This window comes from Pedococcus dokdonensis (assembly GCF_900104525.1).
Taxonomy (GTDB): Bacteria; Actinomycetota; Actinomycetes; order Actinomycetales; family Dermatophilaceae; genus Pedococcus; species Pedococcus dokdonensis.
Genome location: NZ_LT629711.1, coordinates 1,683,829 through 1,706,925 on the forward strand (window position 1 = coordinate 1,683,829; position 23,097 = coordinate 1,706,925).

Annotated in this window: 19 protein-coding genes, 3 tRNA genes and 1 pseudogene; 10 read left to right on the forward strand and 13 right to left on the reverse strand. The window is 69.2% G+C overall.

Translation table 11 applies throughout. The annotated features are described in order from the left end of the window. Positions 1 to 193: 193 nt before the first annotated feature. From BLQ34_RS08080 to BLQ34_RS08090, 3 genes are all read right to left on the reverse strand, one after another. A complete protein-coding gene (locus BLQ34_RS08080) occupies positions 194 to 1,882 on the reverse strand; it encodes a GTPase (protein WP_172829370.1) in 1,689 nt (562 codons plus the stop codon). Beyond that, positions 1,879 to 3,585 carry a dynamin family protein gene (locus BLQ34_RS08085; RefSeq protein WP_407946396.1) on the reverse strand — a complete coding sequence of 569 codons (1,707 nt, stop codon included), beginning with the start codon at positions 3,583 to 3,585 and terminating at the stop codon, positions 1,879 to 1,881. The genes BLQ34_RS08080 and BLQ34_RS08085 overlap by 4 nt, the downstream gene beginning before the upstream one ends. Positions 3,586 to 3,699: 114 nt before the next feature. Further along, a complete protein-coding gene (locus BLQ34_RS08090; protein ID WP_091783877.1) occupies positions 3,700 to 4,458 on the reverse strand; it encodes a hypothetical protein in 759 nt (252 codons plus the stop codon). 73 nt (positions 4,459 to 4,531) lie between these two features. Between BLQ34_RS08090 and thpR the strand changes: the two genes are divergently transcribed. Then, positions 4,532 to 5,098 carry an RNA 2',3'-cyclic phosphodiesterase gene (thpR, locus tag BLQ34_RS08095; RefSeq protein WP_091783880.1) on the forward strand — a complete coding sequence of 189 codons (567 nt, stop codon included), beginning with the start codon at positions 4,532 to 4,534 and terminating at the stop codon, positions 5,096 to 5,098. Positions 5,099 to 5,241: 143 nt separating this feature from the next. Here the strand turns inward: thpR and BLQ34_RS08100 are convergent. From BLQ34_RS08100 to BLQ34_RS08110, 3 genes are all read right to left on the reverse strand, one after another. Continuing rightward, positions 5,242 to 5,318 (reverse strand) — tRNA-Arg (locus BLQ34_RS08100). A 13-nt stretch (positions 5,319 to 5,331) separates the two neighbouring features. Beyond that, the gene (locus BLQ34_RS08105; RefSeq protein WP_091789574.1) at positions 5,332 to 6,582 is read right to left on the reverse strand and encodes a M20 metallopeptidase family protein; all 1,251 of its coding nucleotides are present in this window, start codon (positions 6,580 to 6,582) and stop codon (positions 5,332 to 5,334) included. A gap of 10 nt (positions 6,583 to 6,592) precedes the next feature. Next, positions 6,593 to 7,795 (reverse strand): PrsW family intramembrane metalloprotease, encoded by a 1,203-nt coding sequence (locus BLQ34_RS08110; protein ID WP_091783884.1) that lies wholly within the window; start codon positions 7,793 to 7,795, stop codon positions 6,593 to 6,595. A 79-nt stretch (positions 7,796 to 7,874) separates the two neighbouring features. On the opposite strand from BLQ34_RS08110, the gene orn reads away from it, so the two are divergent. The 5 genes from orn to BLQ34_RS08135 all read left to right on the forward strand — a co-directional run bounded on the left by orn (position 7,875) and on the right by BLQ34_RS08135 (position 10,274). After that, positions 7,875 to 8,504, forward strand: a complete 630-nt coding sequence (gene orn, locus BLQ34_RS08115; RefSeq protein WP_197674790.1) for an oligoribonuclease — start codon at positions 7,875 to 7,877, stop codon at positions 8,502 to 8,504. Between the two features lie 108 nt (positions 8,505 to 8,612). Further along, positions 8,613 to 8,688 (forward strand) — tRNA-His (locus tag BLQ34_RS08120). An 89-nt stretch (positions 8,689 to 8,777) separates the two neighbouring features. Continuing rightward, positions 8,778 to 9,428 (forward strand): class I SAM-dependent methyltransferase, encoded by a 651-nt coding sequence (locus BLQ34_RS08125; RefSeq protein ID WP_091783888.1) that lies wholly within the window; start codon positions 8,778 to 8,780, stop codon positions 9,426 to 9,428. Positions 9,429 to 9,483: 55 nt separating this feature from the next. Then, on the forward strand, positions 9,484 to 10,140 hold the full coding sequence (locus BLQ34_RS08130; RefSeq protein WP_231961537.1) for a copper resistance CopC family protein: 657 nt from the start codon (positions 9,484 to 9,486) through the stop codon (positions 10,138 to 10,140). 58 nt (positions 10,141 to 10,198) lie between these two features. After that, positions 10,199 to 10,274, forward strand: a tRNA-Lys gene (locus BLQ34_RS08135). On the opposite strand, the gene BLQ34_RS18985 is transcribed toward BLQ34_RS08135, so the two are convergent. From BLQ34_RS18985 to BLQ34_RS08165, 6 genes and pseudogenes are all read right to left on the reverse strand, one after another. Beyond that, positions 10,275 to 11,681 (reverse strand): site-specific integrase, encoded by a 1,407-nt coding sequence (locus BLQ34_RS18985; RefSeq protein WP_091783894.1) that lies wholly within the window; start codon positions 11,679 to 11,681, stop codon positions 10,275 to 10,277. A gap of 111 nt (positions 11,682 to 11,792) precedes the next feature. Beyond that, complete coding sequence (locus BLQ34_RS08145) at positions 11,793 to 11,999, reverse strand: helix-turn-helix transcriptional regulator (RefSeq protein WP_231961498.1); 207 nt, start codon at positions 11,997 to 11,999, stop codon at positions 11,793 to 11,795. 2,085 nt (positions 12,000 to 14,084) lie between these two features. Continuing rightward, on the reverse strand, positions 14,085 to 15,704 hold the full coding sequence (locus tag BLQ34_RS08150; protein ID WP_197674791.1) for an MDR family MFS transporter: 1,620 nt from the start codon (positions 15,702 to 15,704) through the stop codon (positions 14,085 to 14,087). Between the two features lie 132 nt (positions 15,705 to 15,836). Further along, positions 15,837 to 16,313 (reverse strand): MarR family winged helix-turn-helix transcriptional regulator, encoded by a 477-nt coding sequence (locus BLQ34_RS08155; protein WP_091783902.1) that lies wholly within the window; start codon positions 16,311 to 16,313, stop codon positions 15,837 to 15,839. Between the two features lie 98 nt (positions 16,314 to 16,411). Next, positions 16,412 to 16,546 (reverse strand): annotated as a pseudogene (locus BLQ34_RS19255) (transposase); the annotation flags it as partial. 702 nt (positions 16,547 to 17,248) lie between these two features. After that, a complete protein-coding gene (locus tag BLQ34_RS08165) occupies positions 17,249 to 17,620 on the reverse strand; it encodes a hypothetical protein (protein WP_197674793.1) in 372 nt (123 codons plus the stop codon). Positions 17,621 to 18,001: 381 nt separating this feature from the next. On the opposite strand from BLQ34_RS08165, the gene BLQ34_RS08170 reads away from it, so the two are divergent. Together BLQ34_RS08170 and BLQ34_RS18730 are read left to right on the forward strand one after the other, a co-directional pair. After that, a complete protein-coding gene (locus BLQ34_RS08170; RefSeq protein WP_091783904.1) occupies positions 18,002 to 18,253 on the forward strand; it encodes a hypothetical protein in 252 nt (83 codons plus the stop codon). Continuing rightward, positions 18,253 to 18,411, forward strand: a complete 159-nt coding sequence (locus tag BLQ34_RS18730; protein WP_157692942.1) for a hypothetical protein — start codon at positions 18,253 to 18,255, stop codon at positions 18,409 to 18,411. The genes BLQ34_RS08170 and BLQ34_RS18730 overlap by 1 nt, the downstream gene beginning before the upstream one ends. 1,015 nt (positions 18,412 to 19,426) lie before the next feature. Here the strand turns inward: BLQ34_RS18730 and BLQ34_RS08175 are convergent. Continuing rightward, positions 19,427 to 19,894 carry a MarR family winged helix-turn-helix transcriptional regulator gene (locus BLQ34_RS08175; protein ID WP_172829371.1) on the reverse strand — a complete coding sequence of 156 codons (468 nt, stop codon included), beginning with the start codon at positions 19,892 to 19,894 and terminating at the stop codon, positions 19,427 to 19,429. A gap of 211 nt (positions 19,895 to 20,105) precedes the next feature. Here BLQ34_RS08175 and BLQ34_RS08180 point away from each other — a divergent pair, with 211 nt between their 5' ends. Together BLQ34_RS08180 and BLQ34_RS08185 are read left to right on the forward strand one after the other, a co-directional pair. Next, a complete protein-coding gene (locus BLQ34_RS08180; RefSeq protein ID WP_157692943.1) occupies positions 20,106 to 20,708 on the forward strand; it encodes a TetR/AcrR family transcriptional regulator in 603 nt (200 codons plus the stop codon). A gap of 35 nt (positions 20,709 to 20,743) precedes the next feature. After that, the gene (locus BLQ34_RS08185) at positions 20,744 to 23,083 is read left to right on the forward strand and encodes an MMPL family transporter (RefSeq protein ID WP_091783910.1); all 2,340 of its coding nucleotides are present in this window, start codon (positions 20,744 to 20,746) and stop codon (positions 23,081 to 23,083) included. Positions 23,084 to 23,097 lie beyond the last annotated feature (14 nt).

The following is a 23,097-nucleotide window of genomic DNA, read 5'->3' on the forward strand; positions in this document are numbered from 1 at the left end:
CGGGTCGGCCACCACCGCGACGCCCCAGGCCGACGCCTGTGGACGGGCGGGAGCGCCGCGAGACGCTGTGGACGAAACGCGCCTCAGCGGCGCGGTTGCTGCGCCTCAGCGGCGCGGTTGCTGCACCTCAGCGGCGCGGTTGCTGCACCTCAGCAGCGCGGTTGCTGCACCTCAGCAGCGCGGTTGCTGCACCTCAGCGGCGCGGTTGCTCCGCCCGGTCGAGCGACTCACGGGTCTGCCGGTGCCGCTCGAGCACGGCGCGCACCGGCCCGACGATCCGCGCACCGGCCACGCCCGCCACCTTGTCGGTGAGGCGGCGCCGGATCTCCCGCCCGCGCCGCAGCGCTCCCCTGCGCCCCAGCCACCGGGCGACCCCAGCGAGGCCGAGCCCGAGCAGCAAGCCGCCGAGGAACATGAGCAGCGGGATGGGCAGCGGACCCCACCGCGGGGTGTCGACCTGCGACACGGTGAGCCAGCCCAGCACCGCGATGACCGCGAGCCAGACCAGACCGAGCACCGCCACCAGGGCGAGCACGAGCTGGGCCGCGCCGAAGACCCGCCACCACAAGGGCACCCGCATCTTGAGCGACGTCCCCACCACGGCCTGGTCGAGGGCGTCGGCCAGCTCGGGGCCCGGCGGCGTGGCCGCGTCGGCCACCGCCTCGGCCCAGCGGGTGGGCAACCCCTCGGCGGCCTGGTCGCCGACCTTGCGGGTGGCCAGCTCGACCGCCGACCGCGCGGCAGGGGTCGGCGGCGGGAGCGACGAGCGGCCGAGCACGGTGCGGACGTCTCCGGCCGTCACCGCCAGCTTCTCCTCGACCGCGTCACGGGTGTTGAGCCGCAACCGCTTCATCGGGTCGGGCCGCAGCGCGCGCACCCACCGCGTGAACGGCCAGCCCGTGCGACCCCAGGCCTGGTTGCGGTAGTCGCGTTCGACCGCGGCCACGACGGTCGGGATGCCGGCGGCCCGCGAGAGCGCGTCGACCAGCTCGGCGTCCACGGTCTCAGGCAGGGTCGGCTCGGTCGCCGCGACTCCCCCGCGCAGCGTGGCGGCGCTGGCCGACACGTCGGCCACGAGCCGGTGCTGGGCGGCGTTCTGGGCAGCCACCGCCGTCGCGAGCCGCATGCGGAGGTCGTCCACCCCGGCGCCGGTCGACGCGGAGGTCGCGATCACCTGCACGCCCGCGATGCCGTCGTCGGCGGCCAGCCGGGTCAGGTCGTCGCGGATCTGGCCGGTGGCCTTCCCCGTGAGCCGGTCGGACTGGTTGAGGACCACCACGGTGACCGCGTCGTGGGTGGCCAGCGCGCGCAGGTAGTCGTCGTGCAGGCGTGCGTCGGCGTACTTCTGGGGGTCGGTGACCCAGACGAACACGTCGACGAGCTCGAGCACCCGCTCGGACTCGACGCGGTGCTCGACGACCCGCGAGTCGAAGTCGGGCAGGTCGAGCAGCACGAGTCCGTCGAGGGTCCACGGGGTGTCGTGGGTGGCGTCCGTCGGCCCCGGCGTCACGTGGTGGCGCTGGGCCACCGACAGCCAGTCGAGCAGCTCGGTCGCGTCGTCGTCGCCCCACACGGCGGCCACCGGCCGCGAGGTGGTGGGGCGCCGGGCCCCGACGACGGCGACCTCGGCCCCGACGAGGGTGTTGAAGAGGCTGGACTTGCCGGACCCGGTGGCTCCCGCGAGCGCGACGACGGTGTGGTTGCCCGCCTTGGAGGTCCGCTCGGCGATCTTGTCGACGACCGCCCGCGCCGAGGCGACCGCCCTGGGCTCCAGCTGCGCGCCCCCGTGCGCCAGAGCCTGCTCGAGGGCCTGCGAGCGACCGTTCAGCTCCTCCGAGCTCACCGCCTTGACCTGCTTGCTGCCCATTCTCAACGGGCTCATCGAACCGCCTTCACTGCTGCTGCCGCGTCGGCCAGGCGTCGCGCCTGGCCCTCCTTGGTCTCCACGCCCTCGAGGGCACGCTCGTAGCGGACCCGCTCCGCGGCATACAGCTCCTGCACGTGCTCGAGCAGGCGCTTGCGGGCCTTGGTCGCCATCTCGCGCACGGCCTGGTCGCCGAAGATCGCCTCGAGCACCTTCTGGGCCAGCACCGCGGTGCCACCTGCGATGCCCACCTCGGCGCCGACGAGCCCACCGGTGTGGGCGAAGGCCACCAGCATGAGGATCACGCCGATGCCGTTGAGCCCGTAGGCCGCGATGCGCGCGGTGGTGCGGCGGTCCTTGCCCTCTCCACGCACCAGCTCGAGCACCTCGCCCTGCCAGTCGCGGACCAGCCGCTCGATCCGCTCGGACAGGTCGGGTGACGCCTTGGACAACCCCTCCGTCGCGTCGAGCAGCTCGTCGCCGCCGGGGAGGCGGCGCCACTGGCGGGCGGCGGTCGCCGCAGCGCCCTGACCCTGGGCGGCGATGAGTGCGGCGACGCCGGTCTGCAGGGCCTCGCCGAGGTCGCCGGACGGGGGCGCCTGCCCCTTGAGCGCGGCGGTGATCCGGTCGCGGACCTTGGAGATGGTCGACTCGACCTGCTTGAAGAACTCGCCGGTGCCGACGTACTCCTGCCAGCGGGCCAGCACCTCCCCGCGCAGCAGCGTGCCGTCGGTCATGCCGTGCTCGACGTTCGCGAGCGCCTCGGCGTAGGCGGCGTCGGCCTCGCGCTGCAGCGCGGCGACGGCCTGGGCCTGCTGCTCGGTGGCCTGCACGAGCACCGTGGCTCGCTCGTCGAGGCTCCCCAGGGCGCCGTCGAGGGTCTGCTTGACGATCACCGACCGCGCGCGGGCGTCGCTCGCGAGCGCGGTCAGCCACGAGCGCAGCCGCGCGACGTCGGCTTCGGGGAGCCGGCCTTCTGCGGTGAGCGCGGCCTCGGGGATGCCGAAGATCGGCGCGGTCGAGAGCCCCTGCTCGCGCAGCATCGACGCGAGGTGGCTGCGGATGTCGGCCATCGCCTCGGGCGGCACGCGGTCGAGCACGATGGCGACGGCGGTGCCGCGCTCGGAGGCCTGGCGCAGGAGGTCCCACGGGACGGCGTCGGCATAACGGGCGGCGGTCGTCACGAACAGCCAGAGGTCTGCGGCGGCGAGCAGCTGTGAGGCCAGCGCGCGGTTGGCGCTCACGACGGAGTCGATGTCGGGCGCGTCGAGCAGCGCCATGCCGGGTGGGAGGGAGCGCGAGGCGACGAGCCGCAGGGCGTCGACACCGTCACCCGTGCTGGCCGCGCCGGTGACCCGGCTGAGGTTGGGGAGCACGCGGTCGTCGGAGAACCAGTGCGCGTCCTCCGGGTGGTGGACCAGGACCGGGGTCGTGGTGGTCGGTCGCAGCACGCCCGACCGGCTGACCTCGGCGTCGACGATGGAGTTCACGAGGGTCGACTTGCCCGCACCGGTGGACCCGCCGACGACCGCCAGCAGGGGGGCGTCGAGCGAGCGCAGCCGCGGGATGACGTAGTCGTCGAGCTGCTTGAGGAGGGCGTCCCTGGTGGCCCGGCCGGTGGCCACCTCTGGCACGTCGAGGGGCAGCACAGCCTGCTCGACCTGCTCGCGAAGGGTCGTCACTGCGCCCAGCATGGACACGGCGTCGTCCCTGGAAATCACACCGCAAGCCTAACGAACCGGACGACCGTCACCGCACGCGACAGACCCGGGCGGAGCAGGCGTTCGGTAAAGGTCGTGTCCGTTCGGACGAGGACGGACGCAGGCGGACGCGAGCTAGAACCGCCGGAAGTAGTCGTCGTACCCGCTGCTCGTCGACCCCTCGTCCGCACTCCTGGGGTGGAGGCGCTCGACCGGCTCGATCAGCTCGACCCCGTCGAGGGTGAGGTCGTCCAGGTTGGCGTCCGGGGCGGGCGCCGGGCGCCAGCGACGCGGCTCCCTCGCCGGCTTGTCGAGCTCGTCGTCGGGCGCCTCGAAGTCGGCCGGCAGCCGCAACCACCAGATCGCGCCCGCCGCCATGAGGACCAGGCCGAGGACCGGGGCGGCGGCCCCCGAGATCAGCAGCTCGGTGTATCCGGGGCCGGTGTCGAACGTCACGGTGCCGGGCGTGGCCGCGTTGGGGTCGCCGCGGACCAGCGCCACGACGATCGCGGCGAGCATGCCCAGGTTGACGAGCACCGTCACGGCGCCGAGGACGAGGACCTCCCAGCGCAGCAGGGAGGCGTGGCTGACCGGTTGGGCGAAGTGCAGGATCGCGACGACGGCCAGCACCAGCAGGAGGGCCAGCATGCCGCCGAAGAGGTTCTGGCCGAACCCGAACCCGTAGGTCGCGAACTGGCTCACCCGGTCCAGGAACGGGGGCGGCTCGGTCGGGTTGCCCTCGGGGCCGAAGTTCTGCCTCGTCGTCTGCCAGGCCTGCCAGCACATCAGCACCCAGCCGAGGACGCCCACCCCCGCAGCGACCTCGAGGAGGCGCGCCGTCACGAACCACGTGCGCGGCGGCGACCACCCGGCGCTCCATCGTGACAGCTGCATGGCGTCCCCTTCCTCCTTGCGCCAATCTAATCCAGAGCAGGCCCTCCCGACCCGGCCTCGACACAATGGCCCGATGCGCATCTTCGCCGCCGTGGTCCCACCCGAGCCGGCCCTCGAGGACCTGTCCGCGTTCCTGGACCCCCGCCGCGACGCCGGTCCGGACCTGCGCTGGACCGACCCCAGCCTGTGGCACGTGACCACCGCCTTCATGGCCGACGTCCCGGCCCGTGTGGTCGACCCCCTCGTCGACGCCATCGCGGAAGCGGTGGCACCCCGTCGGCCGATGACGCTGGCCGTCAAGGGCGGTGGCGCCTTTCCCAACCCGTACGACGCGCGGGTCACCTGGATGGGCGTCGACGGCACTCCTGAGGACCTGGAGTCGCTGGCGGGCCTGGCTCGCGCCGTCCGACGGGCCTGCAGCCACGCCGGCGCCGGTCCCGAGGGCGGGCCGTTCACGCCGCACCTGACGGTGGCCCGCTCCCGCAAGCCGTTCGAGGCGACGCGGTGGCTCCGAGTGCTCGACGCGTATGCCGGGCCGTCCTGGACCGCGGCCGAGGTCACCGTGTTCGCGTCACACCGCGGTGAGGGCAAGGGGCGCCCGCACTACGAGCCGATCGCGGTCGTCGACCTCTCCGGCTGACCCCCACCTCTGGCCACTGGTGCCGGCTGACCCGCCACCTCTGGCCACTGGTGCCGGCTGACCCGCCACATCTGGCCACTGGTGCCTGGCGCGAGCCCTGATCTGGGCGTCGTGTGCCGCATGGGTGGCCGGAAGTGCGCTGGTGGTGCCCCCGGCAGGACTCGAACCTGCGACCTAGAGATTAGAAGGCTCTTGCTCTATCCAGCTGAGCTACGGGGGCAATGCCGCAGAGTCTAGGACGCGGGCGAGGTGGTCTCGGCTGCTGCGAGCTGGCGAAGGCGGCGCAGGGCGAGCTCGGCGAGCAGCGCGGCGCCGTCGGGCACCACCGAGTCGTCGAAGTCGGCCCGCGGGGAGTGGTTGTCGGGGGCGTTCGCGTAGTCGCTCGCAGGGCAGGCGCTGAGGTTGACGTAGGCGCTGGGCACCTCCTGTCCGACGAACGAGAAGTCCTCGGCCCCCATCTCCGGGTTCCGTTGGTGGACGTACCGGTCCGCGCCGAACAGGTCGACGATGGTGTCCTTCGCGAAGGCGTACTCGCCCTCGTCGTTCATCGTGACCGGGTAGCCGGGCAGGTAGTCGACCTCGGCCCGCAGCCCGTGCGCCTCGGCCAGGCTCGTGGCGAGCTGCTCGATCTTGCGCGCCAGGTCGGAGCGGGCCTCCTCCGACAGGCTGCGCAGCGTCGCCTCGAACACCGCGTCGTCCGGGATGATGTTGTCCTTGGTGCCGCCGACGAACTTCCCGACCGTGATGACGACCGGGTCGAAGACGTCGAACTGCCGCGTCACCAGTGTCTGCAGGGCCACGACGATCTCGCACGCGACCGGGATGGGGTCCTTGGCGCGGAACGGCTGCGACCCGTGGCCGCCCTCCCCCACGACCCGCACCTTCACCTCGTCGGCGGCCGCCATCAGCGGACCGGGTCGGCCGAACCACGTGCCGAGCGGCTGCTCCGAGGAATACACGTGCAACGCGTATGCCGCGTCGACGCGCCGCCCAGCCGCCTCGAGGAGCCCCTCGTCGATCATCGGCTTCGCGCCGCCCGGGCCCTCCTCGCCGGGCTGGAACATGAAGACGACGTCACCCTCGAGCTCGTCCCGCAGCTCGTGCAGCACCCGGGCCGCCCCGACCAGCGCGGCGACGTGCAGGTCGTGGCCGCAGGCGTGCATCAGCCCCACGTGCTCCGAGACGTAGTCCAACGGCAGGTCCTCGGTCACCGGCAGGGCGTCCATGTCGCCGCGCAGCAGCACGGCGGGTCGCGATCCGGCTGCGTCATCGGGTCCGGTCGCACCGCCGCGGCCGCGGAGCACCGCGACGACCGACGAGAGTGACTCCCCGAGGGTGATCTCGAGGTCGAGTCCCTCGAGCGCGTCGAGCACGGCTCGCTGGGTCAACGGCAGGGCCATCCCCAGCTCGGGGATCCGGTGGAGCCGGCGGCGGAGCGCGATGAGGTCCGGGCCGATGGTCGAGGCGAGGTCGAGGGTGCGCACCCCCTGCACGCTAGTACGCGCCGAGGAAGGCCCGACGGCTGGCGGTGAGCGTCTGCAGGAGCTGCTGCTCGGTGTCGAGGGCGCGGGCGTCCGCCGCACTGTGGTGCATCCGCGCCCGGAGCAGGGCGAGCTCGCTGGCCGAGTCCTGGAAGGTGCGCATCGAGCGCAGCATCGCGCCTCCACCGGAGGTGCGGGCCCAGAGCCGCGCCGACCGTCGGCCACTCATGGTCGACAGCATCTGCACCTCGCTCGGCGACAACCACCCGGCATCGGCGTACTCGCTGAGGTGCCGGCCGATCAGCCGCCCCTCTCGTCGCCGGGCCCAGACCACCAGGGCCACGAAGCCGACGAAGATCGGCACCTCGACGACGAGGTAGACCGACAGCATCCCGGCGCCACCGGTGATCGCCGCGAGGTTCCAGACGGCGTGCGAGAGCACGGCCAGCAGGTAGCCGCCGATCGGTGCGAGCACCTTGAGGGCACGCTGCCGAGCCGTGGCGGCGATGCCGATCCCGATGCCGGTGAGGATGGTGAACATGGGGTGCGCGAACGGGGTGAACAGACAGCGGGCGATGAACGTGCCGGTCAGCGCCGCGTCGCCGCCGGAGTCGTAGGCCATGCCCAGGTACTGGATGTTCTCGGTGAAGGCGAAGCCGGCGGCCACCACCCCGGCGTAGACCATCCCGTCGATGATCCCGTCGAACTCGCGTCGCCGGAACCACCAGATCAGCAGCACGAGCAGGCCCTTGGAGGCCTCCTCCACCAGGGGCGCGGAGAAGACCGCCGTGGCGAGCATGGCGTCCTCCTCGCGACCGGTCGCCGCCTGGAACGCGATGTTCGCGCCGGTGTTGAAGATGCCCGCGAGCAGCGCGGCGACCAGCGCACCCCAGAGGAACGCCGTGACGAGGTAGCGGGTCGGCTCGGCCTCGAACCGGTCGAGCCACAGGAAGGTGGGGATGACGATGCCCAGCGGGATCGCCGCGAGCACGATGGCGAGGAGGGTGGTGACGAGGCCGAGCGTCGCGCCGTAGTAGACCGACAGGACGACGGCCGCGAGGCCGAAGCCCACCACGATGACCCCGGCCAGCAGCCAGCTGCGCAGTTGGCTCCGGCCCGTCGCGCGAGCCGACGCCGGAGCGGCAGCAGGCGCGCCCGCGGACGGTGCCTGCGCGGCATACTCCTGCCCCTGTCCCGGGCCCTGTCCCCACGTCATGCGGGGAAGGGTAGTCGAGGCACCAGCGCCACCGCCCGCTTGCTCGAGCCCCGTCGTGGCTGGGCAATAGGGTGGGTCGGTGACCGTCACCCCCACCGACCGCTCCGTCAACGACCGCATCGTCTGGATCGACTGCGAGATGACCGGGCTCTCCCTCGAGGCCGACGCCCTCATCGAGGTCGCCGCCCTCGTCACCGACTTCGAGCTCAACCAGCTCGGCGACGGCGTCGACGTCGTGATCCGGCCGCCGGACGCGGCCCTGGAGCAGATGGACGACTTCGTGCGCACGATGCACACGACCTCCGGCCTGCTCGAGGAGCTGGCCGGCGGCACCACGATGGCAGACGCCCAGGAGCAGGTGCTCGCCTACGTGCGCGAGTGGGTGCCGGAGCCGCGCAAGGCCCCGTTGGGTGGCAACACGGTCGCCACCGACCGCGGCTTCCTCGCCCGTGACATGGCCGAGCTGGAGGCCCACCTGCACTACCGGATCATCGACGTCTCCTCGATCAAGGAGCTGTCGCGGCGCTGGTACCCGCGGGCCTACTTCGGCTCGCCCAAGAAGTCCGGCGGCCACCGGGCGCTCGCCGACATCCGCGAGTCGATCGCCGAGCTGCGCTACTACCGCGAGGCCGTCTTCGTCGCCCCGCCCGGCCCCGACAGCGACACCGCCAAGGAGATCGCGGCGCGGCACGTCGTCGACCACGGCTGACCGGCCCGGTCGCTCGAGGGTGCTGGCGAGGGTGGTCACGAGCACCGGTCCGGAACCGGTACTATTGGCGACGCTTCCGCGACCGGCTCCGTCCGGTCGCGACGCATGGTGGGCGTAGCTCAGCTGGTAGAGCACCGCGTTGTGGTCGCGGGGGTCGCGGGTTCAAGCCCCGTCGCTCACCCCATCCGAGGGCCCCTGACCGATCCGGTCGGGGGCCTTCGTCGTGCCGGTCGGGGGTGGTGCTGAGTGAGCGCAGGCGGCCAGACTTGGGTCATGGCCGGCTGCTGCGACCCGCACGGGTTCGAGAAGGTCTTCAGCCCGCGGTTCGCCCAGTCGCAGGCCCGGCGCTACCGCAGGCGCGGGCTGGGGAGGGCCGAGCGCGACATGGTGGACTTCCTCGCCGCCCGCGGGCTGGCCGGCGCGACCGTCCTTGAGATCGGTGGTGGCGTCGGTGAGATCCAGCTCGAGCTGCTCAAGCGGGGAGCGGCACGGGCGACCAACCTCGAGCTGGTCGCGGCCTACGACGGACCCGCCGGGGAGCTGGCCCGCGAGGCGGGGCTCGCCGACCGGATGGAACGCCGGCTGCACGACATCGTCGAGGCGCCCGACCAGGTCGAGCCGGCCGACGTCGTCGTGCTCCACCGGGTGGTCTGCTGCTACCCCGACTACCAACGGTTGCTGGGAGCCGCGGCCGACCACGCCGGACGGTTGCTGGTGTTCAGCCATCCCCCGCACCACCTGGCCGCGCGGGCGTTCAGCGCCGCGCAGAATGCCGTCCTGCGACTGACCGGCCACCGCTACCAGTCGTTCGCCCACCCGCCCGAGGCGATGCTGGACGTCCTGCGCGACCGAGGGCTGACCGCCGTGCACACCCACCGTGGCCCGGTGTGGCACGTGGAGGGGCTCGAGCGCCGGGCGGCCTGAGCGCCGGGGCGGCCCCGCTCGGCGCTGACCGGTCGGGCAGGATGGACCCGTGTTCATGGACTCGAAGGGCAAGCGCAGGACGATCCGGATCGGCGTGTGGGTGGCGATCATCGGCCTCCTGCTCGGTGTGCTCAGCTCGATCGTCATGGCGACCGGAGCCGACGCGCACGCCGCCCTGAAGTCCGTGTCCCCGCAGGACGGATCGACGGTCACCGTCGCCCCCACCGAGGTCGTGCTGACCTTCAACGAGCCGATCGGCACCAGCTTCGCCACCGTCAGCGTGGCCGGGCCGGACGGTTCGGTCTCCAAGGGCAAGGCCGCCGTCGACGGCGTGCAGGTCAGCCAGGCGCTGGCGTCCGACCTGCCGAACGGTCGCTACACGGTCTCCTTCCACGTGGTGAGTGAGGACGGCCACCCGGTCTCCGACCGGACCACCTTCTCGCTCGCGGCCGAGTCCCTCACCGCGCCCCCGACCAGCCCGTCGTCGACCACGACGTCCCCGAGCTCGCCGACCAGCGAGAGCTCGAGCGAGCCCAGCGCCACCCCCACCCCGACGTCAGCCGCCCCTGCGGACGACGACGGTGACGGCCGCGCCCTGCGCATCGGGCTCGCCGTGGGCGTCGCGGCCCTCGCCCTGGCCGGTGGCACCGCCCTGGTGGCCGCCTCGCGACGCAAGCCCGACCACTCGTCCGGCGACCCGTCGGGCGAATGACCCGTGGCGTCAGCCGATTTCACGTCGCAGGCCCTCCCCTGCTAATGTCTCCCCTCGCGCGCCATTAGCTCAATTGGCAGAGCAGCTGACTCTTAATCAGCGGGTTCGGGGTTCGAGTCCCTGATGGCGCACCATTACTGCAGGTCAGGCGACGTGTCCGTCTCTGGGGCCACCCGAGGATCTCGACTTTGATCCGGAAAATGGTCCGACTTTGAGTCTCGGACGTCATTCTCGATGGCCGCGTCGAGCGCGGCCGCGGCCGCTGGGTTCTTCGATCGGCGGCCCATGTACACGTCTTGGGTCAGCGAAGGCCGGGCGTGTCCGAGCTGGTCGGCGATCTGCCGCGCAGACTGCCCCGCGTCGTCCAGGATGGTCGCGGTCGTCTTCCTGAAGCTGTGCGACGTGATCCATGCCAGGGCGTCGGCCTCCGAGGGCTCAGCCGCTTCCTGGGCCAGCGTGACGATCTCGGCCCGACTGCTCCCCCGCAGCTTGTAGAGGTCGATCAGGGTGAGGACTTGGTCATCGTCGAGCCGGACGCGACCGGATTCGATGAGCTCGATGCGGGTCTTCGGCCAGGCAAGTGCTTCCGCCACGTCGGATCTCGACCGCCTTGTCGACCTCCGAGCCTGCGCGAGGGCGACGCCTAGCTGTCCCCGTGCTCGGCTCCCGAACGGCGAACGAGCCTGCCGAAGATCGCGCCGGACATTGTTGGGGTCGCGGAAGTTGCCCAGCGCGTCGCAGAACACCGGCTCGTCGGGCCGGACTCCCTCGGCCCACCTGCGCTCGAGCATGGCCAGGCAGCTGGATGGCACCTTCAGCACGCGCTCGCCGGCGACTGACTTCGTGCCGATCCGGACCAGCCCTTCGCCCTTGATCCGCGTCACCTGGTGGGTGATCTCCACTTCGCCGACTCCGAGGTCGACCTCCGCCCACAGGAGTCCGAGCGCCTCACCGATTCTTACCCCGGTGGCCAACAGGAAGGCGGTCAGGTCAGGCAGATCGGCGGCCACTGCACGCGGGTCGGCGGCCAGCATGGCGAACCAGGCCGTCCGTTCCTCCTCATCCAGGGCACGAGGTCGGCGCTTTGGCCGGGCAGGGATGCTTCCGACATCACGGACTGGATTGGCCGAGATCGCCCCATTCCGGACCGCAAGGCTCAGGACGCCCGAGATCACCGTCCGCGTCAACTTGGCGGTGGGCGGGCCTACCCGCTTCTTGACGGACTGGATGACGCTGTCCACCAGCGGGGTAGAGATCTCTGCGAGGCGGACGTCTGCCAGGGCCGGCAGCACGTGGCTGTCCAGCTTGCGGCGGTAGGTCTCCCGGGTCCCGGGCGACCGCCGGCCGTCCTCGACCATCTCGTTGATCTGGTCGAACCAGAGCTCGGCGGCGACCGAGAATCGGTCTGTCGACTTGAGCGATCCGCCATGGCGTGCCGCGGCCCGCTGGCGCAGCTTCGTCAGGAGGCTGGCTTCTGCCGCAGATCGAGTGCGGGCCTTGGCTACGACCTCGCGGGTGACGCCATCGAAGTCCCGGTACATCGCCCGGGCTCGGTAGGACGTCGCCTTACCCTTTCGGGCGGGCCCCACGGGACTAACCCATACCCGACCCCAGGTCCCCAGCTCCAGCGGCGCCCTAGCCATGCTGGCGCCTCACGACGCGAGCTGCTTGCGGCCCTCGACCCACGCCACGACGTCCTCCTCGACGTAGCGCAGGTGCTTGCCCACGCGCAGCCATGGAGGGCCGTGCTTCTCCAACCGCCACTTGTAGAGCGTCTTGACGGGCACACCCAGGTAATCCGCCACCTCTTCAGTGCCCCACAGGGGGCGCGGCTTCGGCGTCATTGTCTTGAGATCCATGGACCTCTCCGTTCCCATCGCGTCGCGCTCGTGGACCAGCGCGACCTGTGATATGACAACGGGAACGAAGGGGCACTATGGGGACTCCGGCCCGCACCACGCGCATATTCCGGACCGTGCAGAGCCTCCCTCAGTCGTAACCGTCGGAGCACAACCGAGGCACAAGACCGACGGTGGTTGAGCGCGATCCGGCACGGCAAAGGGCTGATGAGCCTCTCCTTGCGAAGGGTTCAAGAAACCAGCGGACGGAATGACGACGTGCTCGGGGCGCGCCACATGCATGCAAGAGTGCAGCGCGAAGGACCCCGGAGCACAATCGGGGGCACAAGCCAGATGGTCACTCGCGTCACTCGCTTTCGAGAACTGCGACGCCCAGTTCATGGTGGGTCAGCCAGGCCCTGACGTGCTCATCGGCTGCCGCGACCACAACGCACGAACCGCGATGAACGCCGGCGAATGAGACCAGAACTGAGACCACGAGGCTCCCGCCGCGAATTTGATTGCAAAGCAGGCTGGGCACACTGGGGACACGGCCATCGGCGGGTCGCCCTTCTGCCCGTGACTACGTCGTTTCACACCGAGGATCTCGCGATGGCCGCCTACTTCACGCCGACCCTCCGGACCTCAAACCCCACCACTCCAGGGACTCTCCTCTAGAGCGAGCCTCGTGGCCCCAGAGAAGCGTCTCGGCCACTCATCCCCCCGACCACCGCCCAGCGGTACATGCACGCCGTTGAAGCCAGAGACCCTCATATCGCCAAAGCCCTCCGAGGCTGCCACCGACGGCCACGCCACCAGGCTGCCCAAGAACTTCTGGAGCGCTGGATGTTGCACAAGATGTCGCAAATCACGCAGGAACCGACGCCTGACCTGCGCGTTCGTCTCTGTCTGAAGATCGGAACCTCACGGACTGCGCGTAAAGGGACCCGACGTGCCCCGGCCGACGAGGGAACCAGTCCAGCAATCGGACTTGTGCAGGGGGAAGACCCGCGGCCTTCGGCATGCACAAGTCGGTTGTCCAGTAGTGCCGCTTGGCGCTGTACTACCGCACACCCGACAAAGAGATCACCGCGTTGGCAGAACCCAGCGTCCACTGCCCCAGGGGCGGTTCAACATGGGTCGTCCGTGCTAGGTGCGGCGCTGCGCTGCGACCTCGAACGCGCCTGGACGAACCGCGGCCTACGGGTTACCGCGAACGCCGATCGACGTCCTCGGGGCGAGATGCTAGGCGTCCGTCAGGTTGCCCCTGAGCACCCTTTCCTTCTGTCCTACCCTTTTCTCCCTATCTAAATCGGCGTAGCCTGCGCTCAGGAGGTCCCAGCAGCTGTCGGCATAGTCGCCGTTGGTTCTGTTGGAGCAGGTCAATGGGGCTCGAGGTGGAGCAAGGACAAGCCTCGGAGGTGCTCTGCCAGTTGGCGCGGTGCGTGGGATGGGCTGTGACGAACGTCTGCGTTCTCTGGGGCGCCACGTGGTGTGGCGACCCGCGAATCCACACGGAATGGGCCTCTGCGAATCCACCTCCGAGCTTTCGCGTCGCAACAGAGTCCGCGGTTCGAAGGGACGCGTCCCGCGGCATCCTCGCCATCGAGGACTACCTCGCCTCGGTTCCGAGCGCCTCAGCGCACCCCAGCTCCGCGGATCGTACGTTCGAGTCCGGTTGCGCGTTGGCCGAGCAGAAGACGCTTGATGTGTCAATGGGCCCCGATCATCGGGCGTGGACCACGCGACGCTTTCTGCTCTTCGCGCGCCCCGTATCGGGACAGATGAGGGGGCGGCGCCGAGGTCGGCCCTCGCAGGCCGGCCGGGATGCGGATGCGTGACCGGTGTTGCTCGCATTGCGGTTGGCCAGCGGCGATAGGTACGACGTCCGGGGGGTGGCCTGTGTCCAAAGGGGCGCCTGCCGATGTCGTGGCTTGTTCCCGGCGTCCGTCGCGGCTAGCCGGGCCGGTCGGGTCACTGGCCAAGTCAGGTGCCAAGTCGCCCGATGCCCCTCAAGGTTGCCTGGTTATCGCCTGAACTCACAACAGGACTCTGGGATGACTCCTGACTTGGCCCCCCGTGCCTCCGGGATCTGTGCTGGCGTGCTTACCGGCCTGAAGGAGTTGTTGGACTGCGATCTTGCGCGTCGGCGTCGTACCCGAGATCTGCGTCTGGGTCGACGGCTGTCTCTAAGGCGGTGGCGATGTTCTCGGCGTCACTGGGACTGTGACCGCGTCGGAGAGGGTGCTCCCGAAGGAACAGAATCACGATGAACCCGAGGATGGCAAAGGGCACGGCGGCCAGGAAGGTGGTCTGCAGGGCGTCGGCAAAGCCGGTGATGACGGCGGTGTGGATCGGCTCGGGCAACGAGGAGATCTGGGCGGGGGTTCCGAGTTTGGGTCCGCCGCCGCGCAGTTGGCTGGCGGGCACGCCGGCTTTTGCCAGTTCTGCGGGGATGGTGTCTCGCAGGCGATGGGTCAACAGCGCGCCGAACACGGCTACGCCCATGGCGCCGCCGAGGGAGCGGAAGAACGTCGCTCCCGAGGTGGCCACCCCCAGGTCCTTGTGTTCGACGGCGTTCTGGGTGGCCAGCACGAGGACCTGCATGACCATCCCGATGCCGGCTCCGGTGACGAACATGTACAGCCCCGCCAGCACCAGGGACGTGTCCACGGTCAGCAGCGACATCAGGCCCAGACCCACGGCGGCCACCAACAGGCCGATAACGGGGAAGATCTTGTATCGGCCGGTGCGGGTGATGGCCCGTCCAGAGCCGATCGAGGTGGCGAGCAGGCCGACCATGAGGGGAAGGGTCAGGAGTCCGGATGCGGTGGGGGACTCGCCCTTAACGATCTGGAGGTACTGGGGGAGGAAGATGATGGCGCCGAACATCGCCACCCCCACAATGAATCCTGCCAGGCTGGTGATGACGAAGGTGTGGTTCGCGAAGAGGTGCGGCGGCATGATCGGCTCGGCGGCCCGGCGCTCCTGCCAGACGGCGAGGGCAAGCATGATCAGAGCGGCCGCGCCAAGCCCGTAGGTCCATCCGGAGTTCCAGGCGAACTCCTTGCCGCCCAGGCTGAGCACCAGCAGCAGGGAGCTGACTGACGCCACGATGAAGAACGCACCAAGCCAGTCGATGGCGTGCCGGGTGCGCGGGAAGGGCAGTTTCAGCACCCGCTCGGTGACGATCAGCGCGGCGATGCCGATCGGGATCCCCGCCCAGAACGTCCACCGCCAGGACAGGTGCTCGACCAAGAACCCGCCGAGCAGCGGCCCGGCGACCGTGCTCAGCCCGAACACGGAGCCGATGTAGCCCTGGTAGCGTCCCCGCTCCCGAGGGCTGACGACGTCGCCGATGATTGCCTGGGAGAGCGCCATGAGTCCGCCGACGCCCAGGCCCTGGACGGCTCGAAAGCCGATCAGCTGGCCCATGTTCTGGGCGAAGCCGCTGGCCAGTGAGGCCACCAGGAAGATGCCGATGGCCGACTGGAACATGATCTTGCGGCCATACAGGTCTGACAGCTTGCCCCACACCGGGGTGGAGGCCGTGGACGCCAGCAGCGTCGCCGAGACCACCCAGGACAGCTGCTCCTGGCCACCGAGCTCGCCCACGATCGTGGGCAGCGCCGTGGCTACGATGGTCTGGGACAGGGCTGCGACCAGCATTCCCAACATCAGGCCGGTCAGTACGGTCAGGATCTGCCGATGGGTCAGGCTCGGCATCCCGGGCAGGGCGTGGGACTCAGGCGCAGGTGTAGTGGAGCGGGGGTCTGGAGTTGTCATATGTCGGTTCCTTCGAAGATTCCATGGTCGGCATAGGCGAGGTAGGCCCATCTGTGCGTTGCTGCGCGGCCTTTAAGTGGCGGCCACCAGGCCGGAGCTGGCCAGCTCGGAGTTCAGGCCCGCGTTGAACCGCTCGAGCAGTGAGGCGAAGGCGTCTCGGTCCTCCTGGGGCCATGCACCGAGCAGTTGGCGCATGACGCGGCGCCGCACGGCACGTGTGGCCTCCAGCGCATCTCGCCCGTGCTCGGTCAGAGCGAATCGGCAGGCGCGCCCGTCGTCCGGATCGGGCTCTCGTAGCATCAGGCCTGCAGCCACCAGGCTGGCCGCCTGGCGGCTCACCGTCGACGGGTCGATGCGGAATCTGCCGGCGAGGGTGCCTGCACGCAAAGGGCCCTCGTCGTTGACAACTCCCAGGATGGCGTACGCGGCTCGTTCCAGCGGCTCCGTCGAGACGTCGGTATGAAGGTGGACCTTCTGCGCCCGGCGCACCAACAGAGTCAACTCACGTTCGATCCGCTCCAGCGCGAGAACATCACGGTCTGGTTGCATAACGCAACCATAGTAGGCAAAGCGTGGGTTATACAACTATCTGCGCGGGCCTCGACGAAGCGCTGCCAATGCTCCCCCCGGAGAGGTCGGAGCCACGCGACCTGGTTGATCCACGAGGAGTAGGTCGGGGTGAAGTGCAGGTGGAAGCGGGGGGTGGCCAGCCACTTCTTGATCACGGGCTGCTTGTGGGTGCCGTAGTTGTCGCAGACGAGGTGGACCTGCAGGTCGGGCGGTACCTGCGCGTCGATCCTGACGATGAGGAACTTACGGCGCTCCATCGACGGGCGCACCAGGGTGCCGTCCGGCTCGCCAACAGCCAGACCAGCCTGGTCGCTCTGCTCGGCAGCACCCTCAGACGGCCAGGCTGCTGCTCGACGAGGCAGACCGCGACGGCCGAATCGCCCTGTCGCAGGTCACGCTGGCGGCCATGCTAGGGGCCCGACGGCCCCAGCGTGAACAAGTTGCTGGGTGAGCTCGCCGGCGCGGGCCTCATCGACATCGCCTACCGCGCCATCCGCGTCGTGGATCGTGCACGGCTTGCGCACCTGGCCTGAGCCGCCGCCAGTCGAGGTGCAGAACCAGGCGCGAATACCGGCGGCCTTACGGCCGCTCCCCGTCGGCCGCGCCGAGGATGACCACCACACACACCATCGACCCGATTCGCGAGTTCCCGCCACAGGGGCCTCCCGACGACGCTTCCCGTGAGATCAAACCCTGCCGGAGCCCACGTTGCCAGCCTCCCGGCTATCGTCGAGCGCGAAGCGCAGCGATGGCAGCTGACAAGGCTCCAGCTGCCGCATGCTGGGGTGTGGACCCCGTTGGCCAGCGAGCGGGTGTAGGCCGCGGCCCGGCGCAGGTCGGCCATCCGCCAGCCCAGCGGCTTCGACGCGCCCACGTGGTCGCGGAACCGATGTTCGGGGTCGAGGAGAAGCCCTTCAGACGAAGGCGCCCAGCCAGGTGGTGATGGCGTACAGGACGAGGCAGGTGCCCACGGCGATGCCCACGGCCAGCAGTAGCCGCGGCCAGGTCTTGCGGACGCTACCCAGGGTGCACTGGTCGCGGCGCTGTAGCGACCACAGCATCAGCCCACCAAGCACGGCGAGTCCGGCGAGCCGGAACAGCCAGGAGTAGCCGGCGTAAAGGTCGTTGGCCCACACGAATGCGGTGCCGGCGCTGACGACACCGAGCAGGGCGAGCACGGTCGGGCCAACGCAGCACAGCAGGCCGGTGACGCCGGCGGTGATGCCGATGCGGATCGCGGGCAGGCCACGCGGCCTGGTCGGTGCTCGCTGACTCGTCTGGCTCACAGCCGTCAGCCTCCCCCAAACGAACCCAGCCTGGTGTAAGCCGGCACACGTTGGACGGCGGCCATCAGATTGCGACGGTCGGGCGCAGTTCGCGGTCTCACGAGGCCTCCTCGCCTCGCGAAGCACGGGCCAACTACGGCGCGGCCCGGGGGCACGGCTCCGTGACGGTGTCCTATCGAAGCTGTTCGGCGAGCTGGCGCAGCGAGGCGGCCTGCAGATCCGGCGCGCGGAAGCGTTTAGCGTCAACGACCTCGACGTGCTGGTCGCGCACGGCGCCGTCCCGGCCACCGCGCCGGCTCCGTTGGCGTCTCGCGCTGGACCAGGGTCGCGGGTGAGCAGGACCGTGTTCGAGGTCCAGCGGACCGTCGGCAAGAAGGGACCGTGTCGCTGGGACAGCCGGTGGTCCTGGCTGCGGAGATACTCGCCGTGCGCCGGGTCGGGGTGTACATCGAGGAAGGTGCGCCGCTGCTGTTCTTCGACCTGGCGACCCGCGAGCTGCTGCGCAGCCGTCCGAACCCTTTGCTGGCCGGCGAGGCCGCCCGGTTGCAGCAGGGACGCCCCGTCGGCTCGGTACCGCGCCCTCGACCGAACCAGTCCGGGTGCAGCGGCGAGTGGCGAGCAATGGGGTCTTGATGGTGGCCGGTCAGAAGGTCACCGTCGGTCGGCTCGTGAAGTACCAAACGCTCACCGTGCACGTCTCCGAGACAACCCTGGCGATCGAGCGCCCCGACGGCGAGACCCGCGTCGTGCGCCGCACCACCGACGCCGCCGTGCGTAGCATCAAGGGATAGCGAGCGCGTTATCGCTGGAACCTCAGTTTCCTAGGCGGAACGTCAAGCAGGTGGTGACACAGATCCGTCAAGGACCTACCGCGTCAAGACAGTGCGCTGCGCGCTCAATCGTCCGTTGGATGGTGTTGCTCGCTCGCGCCATACGCCTCGACTCAAGCAGCACGAGACGACCGGCAGAGGCGAGTGCGGGATGCCATGGGCGATGCCACCGGATCGCCCCGAGGGACACAAGATCGTGGCCTCTACCGAGACTCGAGCGTCGCTGCGGCGTACCGACGGGGAACCCAGTAGCCGTGCTGCCTCGACCGCGTCACGGGGACGGGTCCGCTTGCAGGTCCTTGGTTGGCGGATCTTCTTCGAGACCGCGGACATGCTCGCGTTCGGTGATTTGTCCGCACCGCAGGCAAACGACCAGCCGACTACCCTGCCGTCGTACGGGCTGCCATTGGTGTCGTCCGAACAGGCATGCGGCTCTGTCAAAGAACATTGTTTCCCTGCTGTGTCGGGGGTCTTTGGGATCTCTGCAGGTTATGGCTGACTGAGCGTCCCGGCTGTGTCTCGTTCCGGACATCTCGCGTTCGGCCTGGCATTGCGGCCGACTCCGCAGGTTCCTCGCTACGCGAGATACCTCTCGAGCGCACGACAACCCCGGCGCGCTTCTCGTCGGAGACGAAGCTCAGTCACCAACCTGACCCGGGGAGCCGGAGTTTCGCGCAACCATGCGCGATAGACCTCGACGCCCCCGTACCACCAAGTGCCAGTAGCGACGAGTCCACCAACGAGCCACCAAAGCAGGTACCGGGTCACGTCGAGGAAGGCCTCGGCCAGATCCTGCCGTCCGAGCCCGTTGAGGTCTACCCACCGCATGACTCACCTACCTAGGTGGCCGCCTGTTCGCCTGGGAGTTCGTCGCACTTGAGGGACACGGCAGTCCCGCGCCGGCAGACGTCTGAAACAGGGCCTAGGCACAGGATACGCCGAAATACATAGGAGGAAAAGGGTAATGCGGCGGGAATCAGGTGAGTTCTCCGACGAGATCCGTAAGGTGCCGAATCAATGGGACCGCGATGGACTGCTCCTCAGGGCCGAGAGACGTCCAGACCGCAGAGAGTCGGTTGGCGACGAGACCGCGCTTTGCCGATAGGAGCTCCTCACCACGTTCGGTGAGCGTGAGCACTCGTCGGCGTCGATCGCCCTCAGCCGGGATGCGGCGCAGGAGACCGGCTGCTTCGAGCCCCGCCGCCTGTTGGGTCACCGTCGGTTGGCTCAGCAGCGTGTACTCCGAGAGGGCCCCAATGCCCTCGCGGCCGCAGGCTTGAACTGCGTCCAGCAGAACTAACTGCGGCACTGTGACGTCTTCGAAGAGGGGTTGCATTCGGCCCCTGGTCCGCCGAGCGACCGCGAGCAGAGCCAGCACCGCATCAGCGAACCGCTCCGCGTCACCGGGGGTCGTGCTCGTGCGCCCGCTGTCAGCCCCCACCACGTGACCACCAGAAACTCATTCGCACTCCCGTAAGTCGATGGCGCCCCAGCGGCAGAACCGGTGCCGAATACCGATCGGCAGCCTTCGTTTGCTGTCACGCTACCTGCCCACAGTCGGCGTAACAGTGCGTTGCAGCAGGTTCACTCAGAGGAAGTGTCTCCTGCTCACTGGGCAATGTTGCTCGTTGGGCAGCCTCGGCCATAATGAGGATATGGATCGTGGGTTGCGGGACATCAAGCGCGAGGCGACGAGCCAGGCGCTGGCCAAAGCGGCATTCGAGCTGACCCGGGAGCGGGGATTGTTCGGATTCGTCACTACGGACGTGGTGGAGCGGGCGGGATATTCGCGACGCACTTTTGCGAACCACTTCTCGTGCAAGGAGGAGGCAGTCGCTTCGGTCGCATTCGGTGCCGTCGACGACATCAGCGCGATCTTGGCAGGACTGCCCGCAGACCTGCCCCTGCTAGATGCCCTGTTGGCCGTGATGAGGGAGCAGTTCACCGCGGGAACGTTGGTGAGGATGCGCGAGCTGATGGCCATGGCGCGGCAGTATCCGACGCTGGAGCCCCACGTCCTAGGCGTTCAGCAACGCATGCGCCAAACCGCCCAAGAACTTCTTGAGTCCGTGGCTGGAGACCGGTACCCCGCCATCTACGTACCGCTCCTGTTCGGCGCCGTGTACGGCGCCGTGATGGCCGCCCTCGAGGGATCCCTCGATGTGCATCTAGGCGGCGAGAGCGAACTCAGCCCCCTGTCGATGGACTACGGCTCATTCCTCGATCTGACCTTCGACTACCTGCGCCACGGACTCTAGACACCGCGCCTTCTCGCCCAAGGAGAACCAGACCAATGTCCATATTCTTGTACCGACTTGGACGAACCGCGTTCGCCAGGCCCTGGCTGTTCATTGCGGGCTGGGTCGCGATCCTCGCGGTGGTTGTCGGTGCCGTGGTCATCAACGGGGTGAGCGTCAGCTCGGAGATGAAGATCGAAGGCACCGAGGCCCAGACCGTGCTCGACCGCGTCGCCGCTGAGCTCCCCGAAGCCTCAGGGGGTCAGGCCAGCGTGGTCTTCGCCGCACCGGACGGTCAGCGCCTCGACACTCCGAAGCGACTCGCGGTGATCAGCCGCACGGTCAGCGACGTCTACGACCTCGAGAAGGTCGTCAACCCCCTCGACGCCGCGACGGGCGCCGGTTCGGAGGGCGCGCCCGGCACCCCCCAAGAGAATGCACCGGGCGATCCCCCGCCCGGGACGGACCAGGGTCAGGCGCCCCCTTACCAGCCGCTGCTGGTGAACGGGGCGCCGGTGCCCGGCGTCCTGGTGTCCTCCGACGGGCAGGTCGCGCTGTTCCAGTTCCAGTTCACGGTGGCATCGACCTCGTTGACAGATGACGACGTCACCTCCGTGGTCGAGGTAGTGGAGCGGGCCGAGCAGGGAACCGGGATCATCGTTCTCCCGAGCGACTCACTCAAAGCCATCGAGATCCCCGTCGGCATCGGGGAGGTGATCGGTCTCGTCGTCGCCGCACTGGTGCTGGTGCTCACCCTCGGTTCCCTGATCGCGGCCGGCCTGCCCCTGGTCACCGCGCTCGTCGGCGTCGGCATCGGAGTAGGTGGCGCCTATGCGCTCTCGACGGCCGTCGAGATGAACTCCGCCACCCCCGTCCTAGGTCTCATGGTCGGCCTCGCCGTTGGCATCGACTACGCGCTGTTCGTCGTCAACCGGCAGCGACGACTGATCCTCGACCGAGGACTCACCGCGCATGAGGCAGCCGGGAGAGCAGTCGGCACCGCGGGCAGTGCCGTCTTCTTCGCCGGCCTCACCGTACTCATCGCGCTGACGGCGCTGACTGTCATCGGCATCGCGATGCTGTCCACGATGGCACTGGTCGCGGCCTCCACAGTCGCCCTCGCGGTCCTCATCGCCTTGACCCTGCTGCCCGCGCTGCTGGGGCTGGTGGGGGAGCGGATCTGCTCGGACAAGGCCCGCGCACGGCGCCGCGCAAAGGTGGAGGCGGAGTCGCACAGCATCGCTGACCATTGGGTCAAAGGTGTGATCAGGTTCAGGCGGCCTGCCATCGCCGGCGTGGTCGCGCTCCTCGGGGTGATGGCAATCCCCGCAGCCAGCATGAATCTGGGCATCCCTTCGGGTGCGACCGCGAACCAGGACACCGCCGCCCGTCAGAGCTACGAGGCGGTCTCTCAGGGCTTCGGTGAGGGATTCAACGGGCCTCTATTGGTCACCGCCGAGCCCACCGGCACCGCAGGCCGCGTCACACCCGAACTGACCGCGAAGCTGATCGGCGAGTTCCAGGAGCGGGATGACATCGTGCTGGCCGCACCCGTCGGCGTCAACGAGGCCGGCGACCTGGCCGTGTTCAGCATCATCCCCACCTCGGGTCCCAGTGACGAGGCCACCAGCGACCTTGTGAAGTCGCTACGCCAGCAAGCCAACCCGATCGCCCAGGACAACCAGGTGCGGCTGGGCGTGACCGGGTTCACGGCCATCGGAATCGACATGTCCGACAAGCTCGCTGGCGTGCTTCCCCTCTATCTCGGCATCATCGTCGTGCTTTCCGTCCTGATCCTGATGCTGGTCTTCCGCTCGGTGGTGGTCCCGATCAAGGCCACCGCCGGCTTCCTACTCAGCATCCTGGCCACCTTCGGCGCCACGACCGCCGTCTTTCAGTGGGGATGGGTCAGCGGCCTCTTCGGGTTCGACACCGGCGGCCCGCTCATGAGCTTCATGCCGATCATCGTGACCGGCATTCTCTACGGACTTGCTATGGACTACGAGGTCTTCCTGGTCTCCTCGATGCGCGAGGCCCACATCCACGGCCAGGCAGCCCGACCCAGCGTCGTCCACGGGTTCGACCATGCCAGCCGGGTCGTTGTAGCAGCCGCCATCATCATGGTCGCGGTGTTCTCCGGCTTCATCTTCAGCCACGACATCATGATCAAGCAGATCGGCTTCGCCCTTGCCGCTGGCATCCTCATCGACGCCTTCATCGTCCGGTTGACCCTTGTCCCGGCGCTCATGGCCGTGTTCGACGAGCGAGCATGGTGGCTGCCCCGCTGGCTCGACCGCCTGCTGCCCGACCTCGACATCGAGGGCGACAAACTACTGACCATGCTCAACCAGCAGGCCGAGGCGACCGACCGACAAGACATCAAGATCCGCAACTGATGGGATGAAAGCCG

Bases quoted from the DNA above. Each gene is read 5' to 3' on its own strand.
- BLQ34_RS08185 (WP_091783910.1), top strand. From the start codon at position 20,744: ATGTCCATATTCTTGTACCGACTTGGACGAACCGCGTTCGCCAGGCCC.
- BLQ34_RS08150 (WP_197674791.1), bottom strand. From the start codon at position 15,704: ATGCCGAGCCTGACCCATCGGCAGATCCTGACCGTACTGACCGGCCTG.
- BLQ34_RS08145 (WP_231961498.1), bottom strand. From the start codon at position 11,999: ATGGATCTCAAGACAATGACGCCGAAGCCGCGCCCCCTGTGGGGCACT.
- BLQ34_RS08090 (WP_091783877.1), bottom strand. From the start codon at position 4,458: ATGCAGCTGTCACGATGGAGCGCCGGGTGGTCGCCGCCGCGCACGTGG.
- BLQ34_RS08110 (WP_091783884.1), bottom strand. From the start codon at position 7,795: ATGACGTGGGGACAGGGCCCGGGACAGGGGCAGGAGTATGCCGCGCAG.
- BLQ34_RS08080 (WP_172829370.1), bottom strand. From the start codon at position 1,882: ATGAGCCCGTTGAGAATGGGCAGCAAGCAGGTCAAGGCGGTGAGCTCG.
- BLQ34_RS08125 (WP_091783888.1), top strand. From the start codon at position 8,778: ATGGCCGGCTGCTGCGACCCGCACGGGTTCGAGAAGGTCTTCAGCCCG.
- thpR (WP_091783880.1), top strand. From the start codon at position 4,532: ATGCGCATCTTCGCCGCCGTGGTCCCACCCGAGCCGGCCCTCGAGGAC.
- BLQ34_RS08180 (WP_157692943.1), top strand. From the start codon at position 20,106: ATGGATCGTGGGTTGCGGGACATCAAGCGCGAGGCGACGAGCCAGGCG.
- BLQ34_RS18730 (WP_157692942.1), top strand. From the start codon at position 18,253: ATGGTGGCCGGTCAGAAGGTCACCGTCGGTCGGCTCGTGAAGTACCAA.
- BLQ34_RS08130 (WP_231961537.1), top strand. From the start codon at position 9,484: ATGGACTCGAAGGGCAAGCGCAGGACGATCCGGATCGGCGTGTGGGTG.
- BLQ34_RS08155 (WP_091783902.1), bottom strand. From the start codon at position 16,313: ATGCAACCAGACCGTGATGTTCTCGCGCTGGAGCGGATCGAACGTGAG.
- BLQ34_RS18985 (WP_091783894.1), bottom strand. From the start codon at position 11,681: ATGTACCGGGACTTCGATGGCGTCACCCGCGAGGTCGTAGCCAAGGCC.